Consider the following 14,653-nt stretch of genomic DNA (forward strand, 5'->3'; position numbering starts at 1 on the left):
CTTTGTCAGAAGGGTTCAAATTCGGGTTGGAATGATACGAAGGCCTAAAGAAGGACTTTGAGTGAAACTAATACTGATACGCCACGGAAAGACGGCTACAGATAATCCGGAAAAATGCCACGGCTCCACGGACATCGATCTATCCGAAGAAGGCTACCAACAAGCGGACAAGCTGGCTGAAAGGTTCAAAGGCCAACCAATCGATGCAATATATGCTTCGACGTTGAAGCGAGGGGCAGTCACCGCCAACATCATCGCAGCGGAGCTCCACCTGAATGTTGTATCGGCGCCAGAACTCAACGAGGTTGATTTCGGTCAGATCGAGGGCATTACTTTCGAGGAGGCTTGCGAGCTTTACCCCGATGTAACTGAGTTGTGGCGGTGTGGCAGCACCCAGTTATGTTTTCCAGCAGGTGAAACGTTCACCGACTTTGCTACCAGGGTGGTGAGTTTCATTCCGACACTTCGTCGCCATAGTAGCGACGAGACGATCATGTTAGTCGGTCATGGCGGACCTTACAAGGTACTGGTAAGCAGCTTGTTAGGACTGCCTTTGGAACACTACTGGAAGTTCAGGTTCGACATGGCATCGGTCAGTATCATAGATATCTATCCGACAGGGGCTGTACTTGGCAAACTAAGTGACACCTCCCATCTGGTTTAATGGAAAAGGTGAGTGATGAAGAAAAGATCTGTTTTGCTTATAGGCGGGGCGCGCAGCGGCAAAAGCAGCTTTGCTGAGGAAATGGCGCGGCAGGTAGGTGGTGAAGTACTATTCGTAGCTACTGCCGAAGCCAGAGACGAGGAGATGCGACGTCGCATCGAAGTCCACCAAAAGTCGCGGCCGGCGCATTGGTACACCTTAGAGGCACCATGCCGGGTGGGTAGCTGTATCTCCCAGGACGGCCACAATCTGAGTGTGGTGGTTTTAGATTGCATCACCCTACTGGTGAACAACATTCTCTGCCAACATATGGCGGTTCACGGCGAAGACGTGGATGAAAAGGCGGTAGAAAATGATGTGAAAACAGAGATTTCGGCCATAATCGATTGCATTCACCAAAGTTCGGCGACCTATATCCTGGTCACCAATGAAGTCGGCGAGGGCATTATACCGCTTGGAGCAAGCACCCGCATCTACCGCGATGTACTTGGAAGAGCAAACCAGATGCTGGCGCGAGCTGTCGATGAGGTATATTTGATGGTGGCGGGGATACCGCTGCGAGTGAAACCCCAAGGTCAGTCCTATTTCGACAATCGATGATAACTAAATCACAAAGAGTCTCGGCGTTGCATTAGATCCCTCGATACATTAAGATGACATAAAACGATAAGAGGCGGCTCGAATGAGCCGCCTCTTATTTTTCAATATCTTGGTTAGATCAATTTATCGATCTTGGTCTGGAGCGAACTCTCCGGCACGGCGCCGACGACTGTCTCGGCGACTTTGCCTTCTTTGAAGAACATCAGGGTGGGGATGGACATAACCCGGTACTGGCCGGCGGTCTTCTGGTTCTGATCCACGTTGATCTTACAAAACTTGAACTTTTCCTTATGCTTCTCTTCCAGCTTGTCGATAACGGGAGCTACCATGCGGCAAGGACCGCACCAGGGAGCCCAAAAGTCCACCAGCACCGGCAGCTTGGATTTCATCACTTCGGCATCAAATGTATCGTCAGAAACTTCCAGTGGCATGTTTAACTCCTTCTGAAAACTATACTCCAAGTGTAACCTGTTGCCAGGGATAGGTCAATAGAAAACCAGCCGGTCTACATCACGCGTTCGTGGTGAGCTTGTCGAATGAAGACGGTTTTCATCAACTCAAACACAACCAATCAAAGCGTCGACCATGGCCCGCAACTGATCTGGGGTGAAGCCCTTGACGACAATGCCGGCTTTGGGGCAGGTAGCCATGCAGACGCCGCAGCCGCGGCATTTAACCGGGTTCGATTCGACCAGCTTTTTCAGTTCGCCGTCCTTCATGAACTCGACCAGAGTCAGGGCGCTGAAGGGACAAGGTTCGACGCAGTAGGCGCAGCCGTCACAGTTCGTCTCGATGACCTCGGAAACTCGTGGCTCCAGGTCGATGCGGCCCTTAGCGATGGTGGCCAGGACGCGCGCCGCCGCGGCCTGTGCCTGGGCAACGGTCTGGGGGATGTCCTTGGGTCCCTGGGCGCATCCGGCAATGAAAACACCATCGTTCATGGTTGCCACCGGATCCAGCTTGGGATGACGCTCCAAGAAGAAGCCATCGGCGCTGCGTGACAGGCCGAAGAGCCGTCCGACGGCCTCGGTGTCCTTTTGGGGCTCGGCAGCCACTGCCAGCACTACCATGTCCACCGGCACCCGCAGCACGGCGCCCTGGAGGGTATCCTCGACGATGACGATGAGCTTGCCGGGAGTTTCCTCACCCGTGGTCTTGTCGGTGATCTCGGCTACCTTGCCGCGGACGAAATTGACCCCTTCATCGCCGACGCGCTTGTAGAACTCCTCATAGCCCTTACCGGCGCAACGCAGGTCGATATACATCTGGTAGACGCTGGCGCCGGTGCGTTCCTGGATCAGATGGGCTTGTTTCAGGGAATACATGCAACAGATCTGGGAGCAGTACTCGTGGTAGTTTTTATCTCGGCTGCCGACGCAGTGGACGATGGCCACAGATTCCGGCTTGCGGCCGTCCGTGAGCCTGATCTCGCCGCTGGTGGGGCCGGAGGCGCTGGCCAGCCGTTCGAGTTCAAGGCTGGTGATGACATTTTCAAATCTACCGTAGCCATAGTGCGATATCGTTGACGGGTCGAAAGTATCATAACCGGTGGCTACAATGATGTTACCGACTTCGATCTCAACGCTTTCAGCTTTTTGATTAAAGTCGATGCATTTCGCATCACAGGCTTCGACGCACTGCCGGCAGTCCGAGCAGCCGGCGCAGTTGAGACAGCGAGCCGCCTCTGCCATGGCCTGAGCCTGGCTGAACGTGAGTTCAGTCTCGGAGAACGAACCGGTGTCGATGGCAGCGTGAGGTGGCTCTACCCTTTGCGCCCTGGCGACGCCCTTCAGCGACGGCTGGACCACATTGAGCCGCGGCTTGCGGTCGATTGCAAGATCCTTTCCGTTCAGGTAGCGGTCGATGGAAACGGCGGCTTCTTTGCCCGCGGCGATGGCTTCGATGACGGTGGCCGGGCCGGTAATGGCGTCGCCGCCGGAGAAAACGCCCTCGATGCCGGTCGCCAGGGTAACAGGGTCGGCAGTGATGGTGCTGTTGGTCCGCCGCGGCAGTTCGGTGAAGCTACTTGCAGCAACGGACTGGCCGACGGCGACGATGACGTTATCGGTCTGGATGTCGAACTCGCTGCCAGCGATAGGCACGGGCCGACGGCGTCCGGAGGCGTCCGGTTCGCCCAGTTCCATACGGATGCAGCGCAGCCCGGCAGACTTGCCATTTTTTTCGATGACGGCCACCGGCGCGGCGAGTAGGGTGAGCCTGACGCCCTCGGACTCGGCGGCAGCGACTTCTTCAGCGATAGCTGGCATTTCCGCCCGGGAGCGGCGGTAGACAATAGTCACATCTTGAGCGCCGAGGCGGACAGCGGTCCGGGCGGCGTCGATGGCGGCGTTGCCGCCGCCGATGACGGCCACTTTTTCGCCCACCGGCGGCGAATCCCCTTGCCTCACCTGCTTGAGAAAGCCAAGCGCGTCGTACACGCCTTCGGCTGTTTCGCCGGTGATGCCGAGCTTCAGGCTTTGCCAGGCGCCGCAGGCGACGAAGACCGAGCGGTAACCGGCGTCTTTGAGTTGCTCAATAGAATCGGCACGGATGCCGGTCTTGATATCAGCACCGAGTTCCTCGAGATAGGCGATATCGTTGTCCAGGGCTGCTTCCGGCAGCCGGTAGACGGGTATGCCGTAGCGCAGCATGCCGCCGGCCTTTTCATCGGCCTCGAACACGGTCACCGGGTAGCCGAGTTTCAGCAGGTCATAAGCGCAGGCCAGGCCAGACGGACCGGAACCGACTACCGCCACTTTCTCGGCGCGGCTGATCGACGGCGTCCCCGGTGTGCGGCCGTTCTCGATTTCATATTCAGCAATAAAGCGCTTCAGGGCACGGATAGAGACAGCTTCATCGACATCGCTGCGGCCGCATTCGGCCTCACAGGGGTGGGTGCAGACCCGGCCGCAAACGGCGGCGAAGGGCATTGTCCGTCGTACCACCTCGAGGGCCTCGGTGAATTTGCCCTGGGCGATGAGGGCGATATATCCTTGAGCGTTGACCCCGGCGGGACAGGCGGCGCGGCATGGCGGCGTACCGCGTCGGTCGATAGTGTAGGTGTTGGGCACGGACTGGGGGAATGGGCGGTATGCAGCTTTGCGATCAACCAGTCCCAGGTCGAACTCCGATGAGATCGACACCGGGCAGACGGCGGCGCAGTCGCCGCAACCTTTGCAGTCTTTCTCTCGGATGTATCGTGCCTTGCAGTTGACCGTCACCTTGAAGTTACCGGCGTGCCCGGATACCGTTGAAACCTCGCTGTAAGATAATAGCTCTATGTTGGGGTGCTGGCCGGCCTGACTCATCCGGGGCGTGGAGATGCAGGCGGCGCAGTCCAGGGTGGGGAAGGTCTTGTCCAGTTGCGCCATGTGGCCGCCGATGGTGGGGCTTTTTTCGACCAGGTAGACCTTACGGCCGGACTCGGCGATCTCCAGGGCGGCGGTGATGCCCGCGATGCCACCGCCGACGACCAGGGTCGACGGATTGACCTCGATGCTGCGGGGCTCGATCGGTTCCTGAAGGCCGACGCGGCGTAGGGCAGCGCGTACGGCGTCTTTAGCCTTTTGAGTGGCGGCGGCCGGGTTCTCGCGGTTGACCCAGGCGCAGTGCTCCCGGATGTTGGCGATCTCCAAGAGGTAAGGGTTCAGACCGGCGTTTTGTAGCACGCGGCGGTAGGTCTTTTCGTGCATGGTCGGGGAGCAGGCAGCGACGACGATACGGTTAAGACCAAACTCGGCGATGTCTTTCTTAATGATGTCCTGGCCGGGATCGGAGCAGGTGTACTTGTTGGCGCGGGCGATGACCACGGCGGGCAGAGTCCCGGCGTACTCGGCGACGGCGGCGACATCGACGACGCTGGCGATGTTGATGCCGCAGTGGCAGACATAGACGCCGGTCCTGATTTCTTCGGCCATGAGAGCCTCCTAAAGTTTTAAAGAGCGCGGGCTATCAGCTCGCTTATATCGATTACCGAGAATTTTTCGGATAAGGACTGATTGAGGGCGGTGTCCCGGAAATTGGATAGGCAATAGGGACAGGCGGTGACCAGGGTGTCGGCGCCTGTAGCCGCGGCCTGCCTCAGGCGCTCCTCGCAGAAGCGTTCGCTCCGAGGCGTTTCCATCCAGATGCGCCCGCCGCCGCCGCCGCAGCACAGGCTGTCGGCTCTGGCGGGTTCCATCTCGACGAGTTCGGCGCCGGAGGCGGCGATCAACCGCCGCGGCTCATCATACATACCGCTGTGGCGGCCGAGGTAGCAGGGATCATGGTAGGTGGTTTTCCCTGTGATGGCTGAGGGGAGGGGCAATCGTCCCTGGTCGACGAGTTGGGCCATGAGCTGGCTGGTATGAACAATTTCGAAACGTCCGTCGAGTTCGGGGTACTCGTTCACCAGCGTGTGATAACAGTGGGGTGAGTTGACGACAATCTTGCGGACGCCGCACTCCTTGAAAAGTTGGATATTGACCCCGGCAAGCTGTTTGAAAAGTTCTTCGTCGCCGGCCTTGCGCACCGATTCGCCACAGCAGGAAATACCTTCCAGAATGCCGAAATCGACGCCCGCGGCGGAAAGAACCCCGGCAGTGGAACGGCCGACGTTTTTCATCGCCGGGTCGAATGCGGTATAGCAGCAGGGGAACAAGAGGTATTCGGTCGACGCGTTAAAAGCCTTGACGCCGAGGCCTTCCGCCCAGGCGTTGCGGTTCTCGCCGGCTTCACCCATGGGGTTGCCGGCGGCGGACAGGTTGCGCAGGGCGCCGGACAGCGCGGTGGGGGCCTCAGCGATGCCCATGCCGATAACCGAACGCCGCAGGGCGCGCATCAGCTCGATGATGGGTACGCCCCGGGGGCAGCGCTGGACGCACTTGTTGCAGGTGACACAGCGCCACGTGGCGTCGGATTCGAAATCGGTCAGGCCCATCCGGGCTTCCTGGAACATTTTCCTGGGCAAGAATGAAAAGTGGTCCCGCCACGGGCAGGTGGCGGAGCAAGTGCCGCACTGAAAGCATTCGGCGAGGGCGGCTCCACCGCTTTCCTTGATCAGTTCTACCACCTCTTGGAACGGCGCCTTGGCAGTCAATAGACACCTCCCTAGATAATTGAACGTTCATTCAATGTTTCCGGATTATATCACACGATGTGGCAGGAATAAAACAAGTCATGGAGAGAATAAGCTAACTCGAGAGCGAACAAATTCTACACAGCCTGATCAACAGCCACGTCATCCCACCAACCGCGTCAAGTTAAAACCAAGCATCAACGATCACGCCGGTTAATAGGAATGTTCGGGTTGCTCGGTGGTGGTAGGCACCTCAACAGTCACTGTTGTTCCCTCGCCAGGGTTAGACTTTATAGAAAGCCTAGCGCCTATAAGCTGGGCTCGCTCCTGCATACCGGTAAGGCCTAGCTTCCCGCTGACCGCCAAATCACCGATGCGATCCGGGGGATGGAAACCGCGGCCGTTATCTTTGATGATGACAACAGTAATTTCCGGAGTAAAATCAACAGTAACCACGGCCCGACTTGCCATGGCGTGCTTTCCGATATTACGCAGTGATTCCTGAACAATGCGGAAAAGAACGAGTTCTACCTCCGGTGCGAACCTACGCGGCTCACCATTTACATGAAGCTCTATCTTGAGTTTGTAGTGTTTAGCCAGTTCCGGGACGAGCCAGTCTATTGCGGGAATGAGTCACAAATCATCGAGAACGGATGGTCTAAGGTCCTGACTGAAACGGCGGACGCCGGATAAGGTGCGGTTGACATGTTGGTGCATATCCTCGAGGTAAGCTTCATCGCCTGACGCTAACGCGGGGTGGAGAGACATGAATCCGTCGATCTTGCGGGAAATAGCGATCAAGTCCTGGGCTGTTTCATCGTGAAGTTCTTGAGCAATTCGGCGGCGTTCTTCTTCTTGAGCGATAGTGATCTGCTTAAGATAAAACCGTAAGTTTTGCTGCATCCGTTGCAGTTCGCGCTGGGCATTCTCCAGTCGCAGATAGGCAACCTGGCGGTGTTTCTTATCCGTTTCGTAGCTCTCCAGCCACAAATTGACTACCAAACCGATAATAACTATGCCGACAACCTCTATGATCTCATCGGGATATGAAGTTACTTCACCGATGAAAATATTTGGCACGATAATCGCCACAGCGATTAGCAGTGCCAGCAACCCGACGCGCATACCGAATACTAGGGCAGCATAAGTTACCGGCAGCAGCATGATCAGCCGGCCGAACGAGTGTCGGGTTAACGACAGAAAAGAATCAGGATCAAGAATATCAATAAAGGGAATTAATTGCGGGTACTGCAATAAAAAGCCGCCGGTGAATAGCAAGACTAGCAGCCAGAAATGGAAATTCAGGAATATCCTGGGCAAGCGGCGGCGCCGTTTACCGGATTTATCAACGGTCTCCGTCACCCGGGTGAAAGTGGCGCTTACGGCAACTCCTCCATATAGAACCAACCCCGTTTAAGACCGTAAAGGATTGCTTCGGTTCGGGATGCTACGGCTAACTTCTTGAAGATATTGGATAGGTGGGTCTGCACTGTCCGGTTGCTTACGAAAAGCTGCTCAGCGATATCACGATTACTGACACCCTTTGCGGCCAATTTCAACACTTCCATCTCACGCTCGGTCAGAGTACTGGCTGGCGATTCCTCATCTAATTTGACAGCTTTGGTTTTTAGATGGTCAATGACACGGCGGGTAGTTGACGGCTGTAAAATCGATTCGCCTGAGAAGACGGCTCTAATAGCGTCAATAAGCTGATTACCGCGGACATTTTTAAGAAGATAACCCGCTGCGCCAGCTTCAAGCAAGGCCATAATGTATTGGTCGCTGTCATAGGCGGTCAGGATCAGTACTGCGGTGGTCGGCAGAAATTTCTTTATTTGCTTGGTGGCCTCGATGCCATTCATATTGGGCATAGCTATATCCATGACTATGACGTCAGGCCGGTAGATGCGGGCTAACTCCACAGCCTCAACTCCGTCGGAAGCTTCGGCCACCACCTTCATGTCCGGCTGGCGCTCCACCATCTCCTTGGTACCCTCCCGGACAATGACGTGATCATCGGCTAGGAGGACCTTGATCTTTTCAATACTTTCCATAATATCTGCCATATTATTATATTCCGGGATCAGATCGATGTCTATCGTTTAACATGCTGGCAGGCTGACAAGAAGGCAGCTATAGATTGGCATAAGACGGCGATGTCTTCGGTGGGCAAGTAGTGAGAAATTGAACTATCGAACAATACTGAGCCTTCGGTCTCGAAGTCACCGTCGCCAATCCATAGTACCCAAAACATAACCACCCGAGGTAAAGCTTGGATAGACACCGCAGCGTCCCCGAAGACGGCCGGTTCGCCTCCTAAAGCCTCGGCCGAAACAAAAAGGTTCTCTGGCTTATCTCCGTATCGGGCGAGAACCGGGGCGACGGCCCGTTTGTCAAAGTTAGGGGAGTAAGCAAGGCCGCCCGGCAGTTCTTTGAATGATAACAGGTTGCCGGTAGCTGTGGTACCGTCAGCAGTCACCAGGTAGTGCAAAATGACTAGTTTATCGGTCATGGACAAAGTCCGCTCACCTGATTCAACTGTTCGGTGTTGGAGATCAATGGCTACATCAGTACCGATGAAAGTAAGTTGCAAAGTCAGATCACCGTTTCTGATTGCTCCGGCGCTGCGGCAGACGCCATCTAAGTCCAGCTGTGATAGTCTGTCGAAAGCCAAACGGTAGGACTGATCATATGCTCGTTCGTAACCGCCGGGAGAAGGTAGCGAGGGAACATCCATCCGGCGACTATACCTCGAGCCAAGAGTGAGAGTAAAGCGTGCGCCCGGTAAGGACTTTCACTGTCTTGACATAATCCTGCTGCCATTTAGCTAAATAAGACAAGTTGAAAACTTCACCATCTAATGTTCTATGAACGAGATCGACAATATCCGGCCGTCGGCCTCGAGCGATGTCGAGAAGTTCCTTATCGAAGGAATCGACGATGGCAGCATAGAGGCCACGGCGCATCAGCATTACCAAGTAGGTGCGGTTAAGGATCGACCGCAGAGGTGTCGGCGTGCCGTTTGAGATATTAGACAGGCCGACGACTGATTTGCAACCGGGGCAGATCTCTGGCAATACGGCCAGAAATTCTGTACAGGTGTTAATTTGCGCGATATCCCCGGAGATAGGTGTGACAATAGGGTCGATCCAAATATCTTCGTTGGGTATGCCATGTTCGTTAGCTTTGTAAACGAGATCGACGGCCAGCAAGCAGCGCTCATCGACATCCCGCGGCATACCCTCAATACCCCAGAGCAGGCCGATCATTTCGGCGCTGTATTGTTTGACTAATGGCAAAAGCGTTTTTAGGCGCTCAGGCTGAAGCGACACTGAGTTGACCAAGGCGCGCTGGCGACACAATCTGAGTCCTTCTTCGATAGCAATTGAATTAGTGGTGTCTAACGACAACGGCAGGCAGGAAACCTCCTGAACGATGTTTACCAGCCATGACATCAGCTCGACTCCGGTCTTTTTGGCCGGACCGATATTCAAGTCGAGCATATCCATCCCGGCTCTGGTCTCGAAAGCGACTAATGACTCTATGGGCTCTTTTCGACGCTCTTTTAACGCCGGCCCGATGGTCTGCGACATGACATTGATATTCTCGCCGATGAGAATTACCATCGCCGATCCCTTAGCTCTTCCAATTGGTCTTGAGATAAGACAGCAGATGGGCGGCTTCCCTGGGACCGACCATGATCTCCCAGCCGGGAAGTTCCTCTTCCAAACCACCGCTCTCCATTGCGATGTACCCAGGGATGATGATCTTTCGGTGTTTGACTTTGGCGGCAATCCCTGATTTTTTGATGAAACCGGCGATGTTGTCGGCGCCGAATTTGCCCGCCGCCCAAGCGGTCATAACCGATAACCCCTCGGTGTCTTTAATCAACAAATGGGCTGGGACTCGAGTGTTTTCAATCTCACCCGAGACAATGAAATAGGTCAGCGAGAAATTGCAGGTGACGGCTACCGGTGAATTCTCGTCCGGCCCGTTGATTTCGTAGATCCCTTCAGCGGTGGTTTGCGGCCGCTGGGGATCAGCGTAAAGGTTCATCCGAGCGACCATAAGGGGGAACAAAGTTTCGCCCTTGAAATCAGACAGAACGATGATACCAGCGTATTTGGCGACCATGACCGAAGCTATCAGCGCCTCTTTGAGCGGGTCATCGGTCATCTCACACGGGAAAGCGATGGCAGGATAGCCCAGCAAACGAAATTTCTTCATCAACGCCAGACGTCGGATAGCCACCTGATCGGCCAGGGCTTGTTTAAGGTTTCTTGCGCCTGAATCCAGAATGATATCCCTGACGCCCAATTTGACCAGCCGGTCGGTCAATTCCGCTAGGCCGTCAAAGTCGTTGCTCCGCGCCACAACCGGCAATGCCATGTCAATGGCGATCGGAGCGACTAAATCGAAGTTGGCGGCTGTAACGGCACACAAAACCGGCTTGCGTTCAGCACAGGCTTCGGCCGCGGCAAGGCAGCCGTCTACATCCTCACACTGTAATATGATGCCGGCATCGGACTCGGTCCGAGCGCGCCGGGCAAGTGCGGCATAGGTCTCCGGGTTGCCTGATTGGTATTTTAAGACCACCAGTTCTGGTCGTAGAGTAGCGCCAACCCGATTGAAGACATACTCCTCCAAACTTTTCAGCCGACGCCCGATCTCGATATCGGACATGGTATCGCTTATAACCACGGCCAGTCCCGGAGGGTTTTCGAATCGCTTCTCATGGCGGTAAAGTACCGTCTCGCCCCCGATCTTCAGTGGTTTGCCGCCGGTGGCGATAGAGATTGGCCGGATGGGCGGCGCCGAAGCCTCTTCCAGCTTACCCTTGGATTCGGCGCTGACGAAGGGGCAGGCGGCAAGTTCAGCCTTGCCAGCCGCCAGACTCATGGCGAAAGCCAGACAGGTAGGCACGCCGCACTTACCGCAATTGGTTTTGGGTAGATACTTAAATATCTCGATACCGGACAAGGCCATCAGGTGTCTCCTTTGGTTATATCAAGGGTTCAAGTGACAGGGCCGGGTGGTTCTTTGCGGTCAAGAACGGCAGGATTTCTTCTTCGGTAGTGCCGACTGTTTCGTCAGCGATGCGATCGAGGAGGTCCGGAATGCCAATCTCTTCCGCCCTTTCGTTGAAGAGTTCGGCGATTTCCTCTTTCAACGACCGGGGCATCCATACAAGCCGTTTGATGCCGCCTTCAGCGGCTAAATATTTACGCTGGGTAATATTGTATTTGGAATGCCCGACGAAGCCAGGAGTGGTGACGCCGCCGCCGATAGTACCGGCCAAGGTTGTAAATTTCATGCCGCAGGGCGTCATGTCGTTGAACTCCCGGTTGACGGTCATCACCCCATTGCACATCGGCAGAATAGAAGAAATACATTCCATACAGCCGCATGCGGTCATAGGGTCAGAGATGATTGAGTAGAAATTATAATGGTCAATCTTACCGCGCGATGCCTTGAACACATATTCGTTGACACCCTTCCATTGGCCGAGCCGGGCGTCGATAGTCTGGCCTTTTGGCACAGGTTGATTTGGGCCGGTTGGAGCTATGTCGAACGAGGCTTTGCAGTCCATCCAATTATAGGAGCCACACAATCCGGTGCGCTCCGGGCTGATAACGCAGACGTGTGACGGGGCGAAGGACTGGCATAACAGACAAGAGTAGAAAGTATCGGTTGTTTCATCGGTCATGCCCTCGATGCGAGCATCGCGCGCAGCATAGATCTCCCTAGCCTTGGCGGCTACAGCCGACACATCGTCTTTATTGGTGTATATCTTGACCTGGACTTTATCGAATATGCGGCCAAAGTCCTGGTGCAGTTTCGCGTGGAGCAACTTGCCTATGTGGGCCAATCGGAAGCCTTTCTCTACGGCTGCTTTACTGACGCGTAGCCAGGCGATGTCACGCTGGCCAAGGTGCATCACCCCCTGGGCGTAGTTTATAAGATGGTGTATCTGGCGTTCGAGAATAGGTTCGTAGTCTTCTTGCATCTGCCGTCCGGCCACCTCAATTACGATAGCTAAGGGCAGCCTGCTGCCGGCCGGGACATCAGTTATTTCTGGGCCAATAACTTCCACAAAACCGTCAATGACTTCATCTATCGGTTTAGAAGTGACCCATTCCACCATTGATGTCCGGCCCCCACCGCACTCCAGATATACGCCTTCTCCCCTGACTCGTTCGCCCTCGAAAGCCGGCCCATAGGCCACCGGCACAGGAACCTGCGTGACGACAACTTTAACGCCGCGAACGTCGGCAGCACGAGCCACGATAGTGTCATGCCGAACTCCAGAAATTATGCTGGGCAGAATCTCAGGTATCGGTGTGTCGGCGATAATTGGAAAACCAAAGTTAAGTGCGCCAGCGGCAGTGGCGTACCATTCGTCGCTAACGTCACCGAGGGCAATGACAAATGCCGCAACCCGGTTCCTGCAATACTCAAACAATTTGCGGTAATCACCGGGAGCAACACCACCAAACGAGAGAGCAACACGGACGGCGAAGCCAATGGCAAATATTGTCGCGGATACCTCCGGACCAAATGGTACCAGCCGGGTCGACCAGCCGATCTGCGTACCAGCGCTGACCAGTTGCTCAGACAAACATCGGCCATCATTTGAGGCACTCATGAAAGAGTAGAAATTGCGTTGTTGCAAATCTGCGGCGATGGAAGCAGCGATTTTTTCATCAGGCGCCGAGCCGAGAATAGCGGCGAAACCCGGAACACTTCCATCCACGAACTCTACGCCGCGTTTTCGGAGGATAACATCATCAGCAGCGCCAAGCCAGAGCGTGTCGTGTGTCGGATCTTCGCTTTGTGTATAAATATGAGGTGTCTCCAAATACCGGATAGCTTCAATCAATTCTTCGGCGAACAATGCCGCCAGTCCGGCGTCAAGAGTCGGGCCAAGATACGCCAACGGGTTATTTCCCCCTGCCTTAGGCGGCAATAAGGCTCGACTGCGAATAAGGACTGTCTCCATGTCAGCGAGGGTCTCGACTTTTAGTCCCGTGGCAGCGTAGATAACCGGTAGAAAATAGGCGGTGTTGGGGAAACCGACTTGTCTAACAGCCCCCCAACGCTTTTTCGCATGTTGCCAGGCGTTTTCGGCGTCTTCAACAAGCTTGTAAGCCCCGCGGATGACGGCAAGATATATTATCTTCGACATGTGGCTGTTCTATTCCAATTCCAGTTAGATACTGAGGTCACTTATCAATTCCTTGATCAGCTTGATGGCTTCCGGATGGCGCATGATCAAAATATCGGCCCCGGCTAGCAGCAGGATGGTAGCACTCATTGCTTCCAGGGTGATGCCGCGCCTGCTCGGGTCACCCAAGCGCGGATCCTCCGTTTCTGAGACTTTAGCTTCTTTAGATTTCCATGTCTCGCGAGCGATGTTGCAGATTAGGGGGAACTGCAGCTTGTCGTCCTGCTGAGTAAGCGCTGCCATGCGGATACGCTCCATCACAGAATAGGCATATTCGATTCCATAGCCGATTGCACTGACCGTGGGGTCCATGATCATGTTACCGGGATTGACCCCCAGGTTGCCCATCAGAATATTGAGTTGCTTGGCCAGGTTGATATCTATCGGGCTCGAAGCGATAACGGTGTGCCCGTAAGCCATCGCCGCGGCGCTTATCTTCTTGTAGTCACCTTCTTCGACTGGCCCAAGGACTAAGCGGCGGTTCTGGGTCGTTTCGGCTACTACCCTCAGCACTTCGGTGTCTTTATCATGGTTGGCGGTGCCCCAGACGATCAACGGCACATCGACGGCAGCGGCGACTTTTTGGACCACCCGAGCAGCTTCCTCACTGCTGCGGTTACTGCCGTTGGGATCGGTGCTCTCGAGTTGAAGGCAGATCATTTCTGCGCCGTAGACTTCAACGCATTTCCCTGCCCATGCCACTGGATCGTCCAGTACATCAGCAAATGGGAAGACCGCCGCTTCAGGCCAATCAACAGGGCGTTCATCGTAAACTTCCATAGCGATTCTGGGGTGGTTAGGCATGGCTCCTTCGAAGGTGTAAAAGGGGAAGCAGGTTTCACCCCCGACGGTAACGGTATTGTCGCTCCCTCCCAACGATACAGAGCGAATGCTGCCAGTGTAATTGAGCTTTGGGATTTCGACGGCCATGTTACCTCGCTTGTATTCCAGTACAGTATTTGCGGAGTCTTAAGGGTTGCCTCGGATAGACAACTGAAGTATTAGATTCCGGTACCAGCTTAAACAGAGTACGTACTCGCAGGCGGTAAATACCAACTGTCAAATACAGTTCGAAGCCGAGCCCGCTTGATCTGCCATCAACATTAAG

The 14,653-nt window shown here is 55.0% G+C and carries 13 protein-coding genes; 2 read left to right on the top strand and 11 right to left on the bottom strand.

Going from position 1 to position 14,653, the window contains the following annotated elements:
- Window positions 1–61 precede the first annotated feature (61 nt).
- Both DEALK_RS07115 and cobU read left to right on the top strand, forming a co-directional pair.
- Window positions 62–664, top strand: a complete 603-nt coding sequence (locus DEALK_RS07115; protein WP_058439559.1) for a histidine phosphatase family protein — start codon at window positions 62–64, stop codon at window positions 662–664.
- A gap of 15 nt (window positions 665–679) precedes the next feature.
- Window positions 680–1,264 (top strand): bifunctional adenosylcobinamide kinase/adenosylcobinamide-phosphate guanylyltransferase, encoded by a 585-nt coding sequence (gene cobU / locus DEALK_RS07120; RefSeq protein WP_058439560.1) that lies wholly within the window; start codon window positions 680–682, stop codon window positions 1,262–1,264.
- A gap of 113 nt (window positions 1,265–1,377) precedes the next feature.
- Here cobU and trxA read toward each other — a convergent pair whose 3' ends face one another.
- From trxA to DEALK_RS07170, 11 genes are all read right to left on the bottom strand, one after another.
- On the bottom strand, window positions 1,378–1,695 hold the full coding sequence (gene trxA, locus DEALK_RS07125; RefSeq protein ID WP_058439561.1) for a thioredoxin: 318 nt from the start codon (window positions 1,693–1,695) through the stop codon (window positions 1,378–1,380).
- Window positions 1,696–1,821: 126 nt separating this feature from the next.
- Window positions 1,822–5,181: an FAD-dependent oxidoreductase gene (locus DEALK_RS07130; RefSeq protein ID WP_058439562.1), complete on the bottom strand. Its 3,360-nt coding sequence runs from the start codon at window positions 5,179–5,181 to the stop codon at window positions 1,822–1,824.
- Window positions 5,182–5,198: 17 nt separating this feature from the next.
- Window positions 5,199–6,341 (bottom strand): (Fe-S)-binding protein, encoded by a 1,143-nt coding sequence (locus DEALK_RS07135; RefSeq protein ID WP_058439563.1) that lies wholly within the window; start codon window positions 6,339–6,341, stop codon window positions 5,199–5,201.
- 192 nt (window positions 6,342–6,533) lie between these two features.
- Complete coding sequence (locus DEALK_RS10270; RefSeq protein WP_338032946.1) at window positions 6,534–6,950, bottom strand: sensor histidine kinase; 417 nt, start codon at window positions 6,948–6,950, stop codon at window positions 6,534–6,536.
- A 3-nt stretch (window positions 6,951–6,953) separates the two neighbouring features.
- The gene (locus DEALK_RS10275) at window positions 6,954–7,682 is read right to left on the bottom strand and encodes a sensor histidine kinase (protein WP_244881595.1); all 729 of its coding nucleotides are present in this window, start codon (window positions 7,680–7,682) and stop codon (window positions 6,954–6,956) included.
- A 17-nt stretch (window positions 7,683–7,699) separates the two neighbouring features.
- The gene (locus DEALK_RS07145; RefSeq protein WP_425479149.1) at window positions 7,700–8,386 is read right to left on the bottom strand and encodes a response regulator transcription factor; all 687 of its coding nucleotides are present in this window, start codon (window positions 8,384–8,386) and stop codon (window positions 7,700–7,702) included.
- A gap of 29 nt (window positions 8,387–8,415) precedes the next feature.
- Window positions 8,416–8,994: a DUF3786 domain-containing protein gene (locus DEALK_RS07150; RefSeq protein ID WP_058439564.1), complete on the bottom strand. Its 579-nt coding sequence runs from the start codon at window positions 8,992–8,994 to the stop codon at window positions 8,416–8,418.
- Window positions 8,995–9,064: 70 nt separating this feature from the next.
- Window positions 9,065–9,946 carry a dihydropteroate synthase gene (locus DEALK_RS07155; protein ID WP_058439565.1) on the bottom strand — a complete coding sequence of 294 codons (882 nt, stop codon included), beginning with the start codon at window positions 9,944–9,946 and terminating at the stop codon, window positions 9,065–9,067.
- Window positions 9,947–9,956: 10 nt separating this feature from the next.
- Window positions 9,957–11,306, bottom strand: coding sequence for an acetyl-CoA decarbonylase/synthase complex subunit gamma (gene acsC, locus DEALK_RS07160; RefSeq protein ID WP_058439566.1), 1,350 nt, complete (start codon window positions 11,304–11,306; stop codon window positions 9,957–9,959).
- Between the two features lie 16 nt (window positions 11,307–11,322).
- Window positions 11,323–13,506, bottom strand: coding sequence for an acetyl-CoA decarbonylase/synthase complex subunit alpha/beta (acsB, locus tag DEALK_RS07165; protein WP_058439567.1), 2,184 nt, complete (start codon window positions 13,504–13,506; stop codon window positions 11,323–11,325).
- A 24-nt stretch (window positions 13,507–13,530) separates the two neighbouring features.
- Window positions 13,531–14,475, bottom strand: coding sequence for an acetyl-CoA decarbonylase/synthase complex subunit delta (locus tag DEALK_RS07170; protein ID WP_058439568.1), 945 nt, complete (start codon window positions 14,473–14,475; stop codon window positions 13,531–13,533).
- Between the last annotated feature and the right edge of the window lie 178 nt (window positions 14,476–14,653).

The organism is Dehalogenimonas alkenigignens (assembly GCF_001466665.1).
GTDB lineage: Bacteria > Chloroflexota > Dehalococcoidia > Dehalococcoidales > Dehalococcoidaceae > Dehalogenimonas > Dehalogenimonas alkenigignens.

Coding starts and splice junctions, on each gene's coding strand:
- cobU (WP_058439560.1), top strand. CDS start 680: ATGAAGAAAAGATCTGTTTTGCTTATAGGCGGGGCGCGCAGCGGCAAA.
- trxA (WP_058439561.1), bottom strand. CDS start 1,695: ATGCCACTGGAAGTTTCTGACGATACATTTGATGCCGAAGTGATGAAA.
- DEALK_RS07130 (WP_058439562.1), bottom strand. CDS start 5,181: ATGGCCGAAGAAATCAGGACCGGCGTCTATGTCTGCCACTGCGGCATC.
- DEALK_RS07145 (WP_425479149.1), bottom strand. CDS start 8,386: ATGGCAGATATTATGGAAAGTATTGAAAAGATCAAGGTCCTCCTAGCC.
- DEALK_RS07155 (WP_058439565.1), bottom strand. CDS start 9,946: ATGGTAATTCTCATCGGCGAGAATATCAATGTCATGTCGCAGACCATC.
- acsC (WP_058439566.1), bottom strand. CDS start 11,306: ATGGCCTTGTCCGGTATCGAGATATTTAAGTATCTACCCAAAACCAAT.
- acsB (WP_058439567.1), bottom strand. CDS start 13,506: ATGTCGAAGATAATATATCTTGCCGTCATCCGCGGGGCTTACAAGCTT.
- DEALK_RS07170 (WP_058439568.1), bottom strand. CDS start 14,475: ATGGCCGTCGAAATCCCAAAGCTCAATTACACTGGCAGCATTCGCTCT.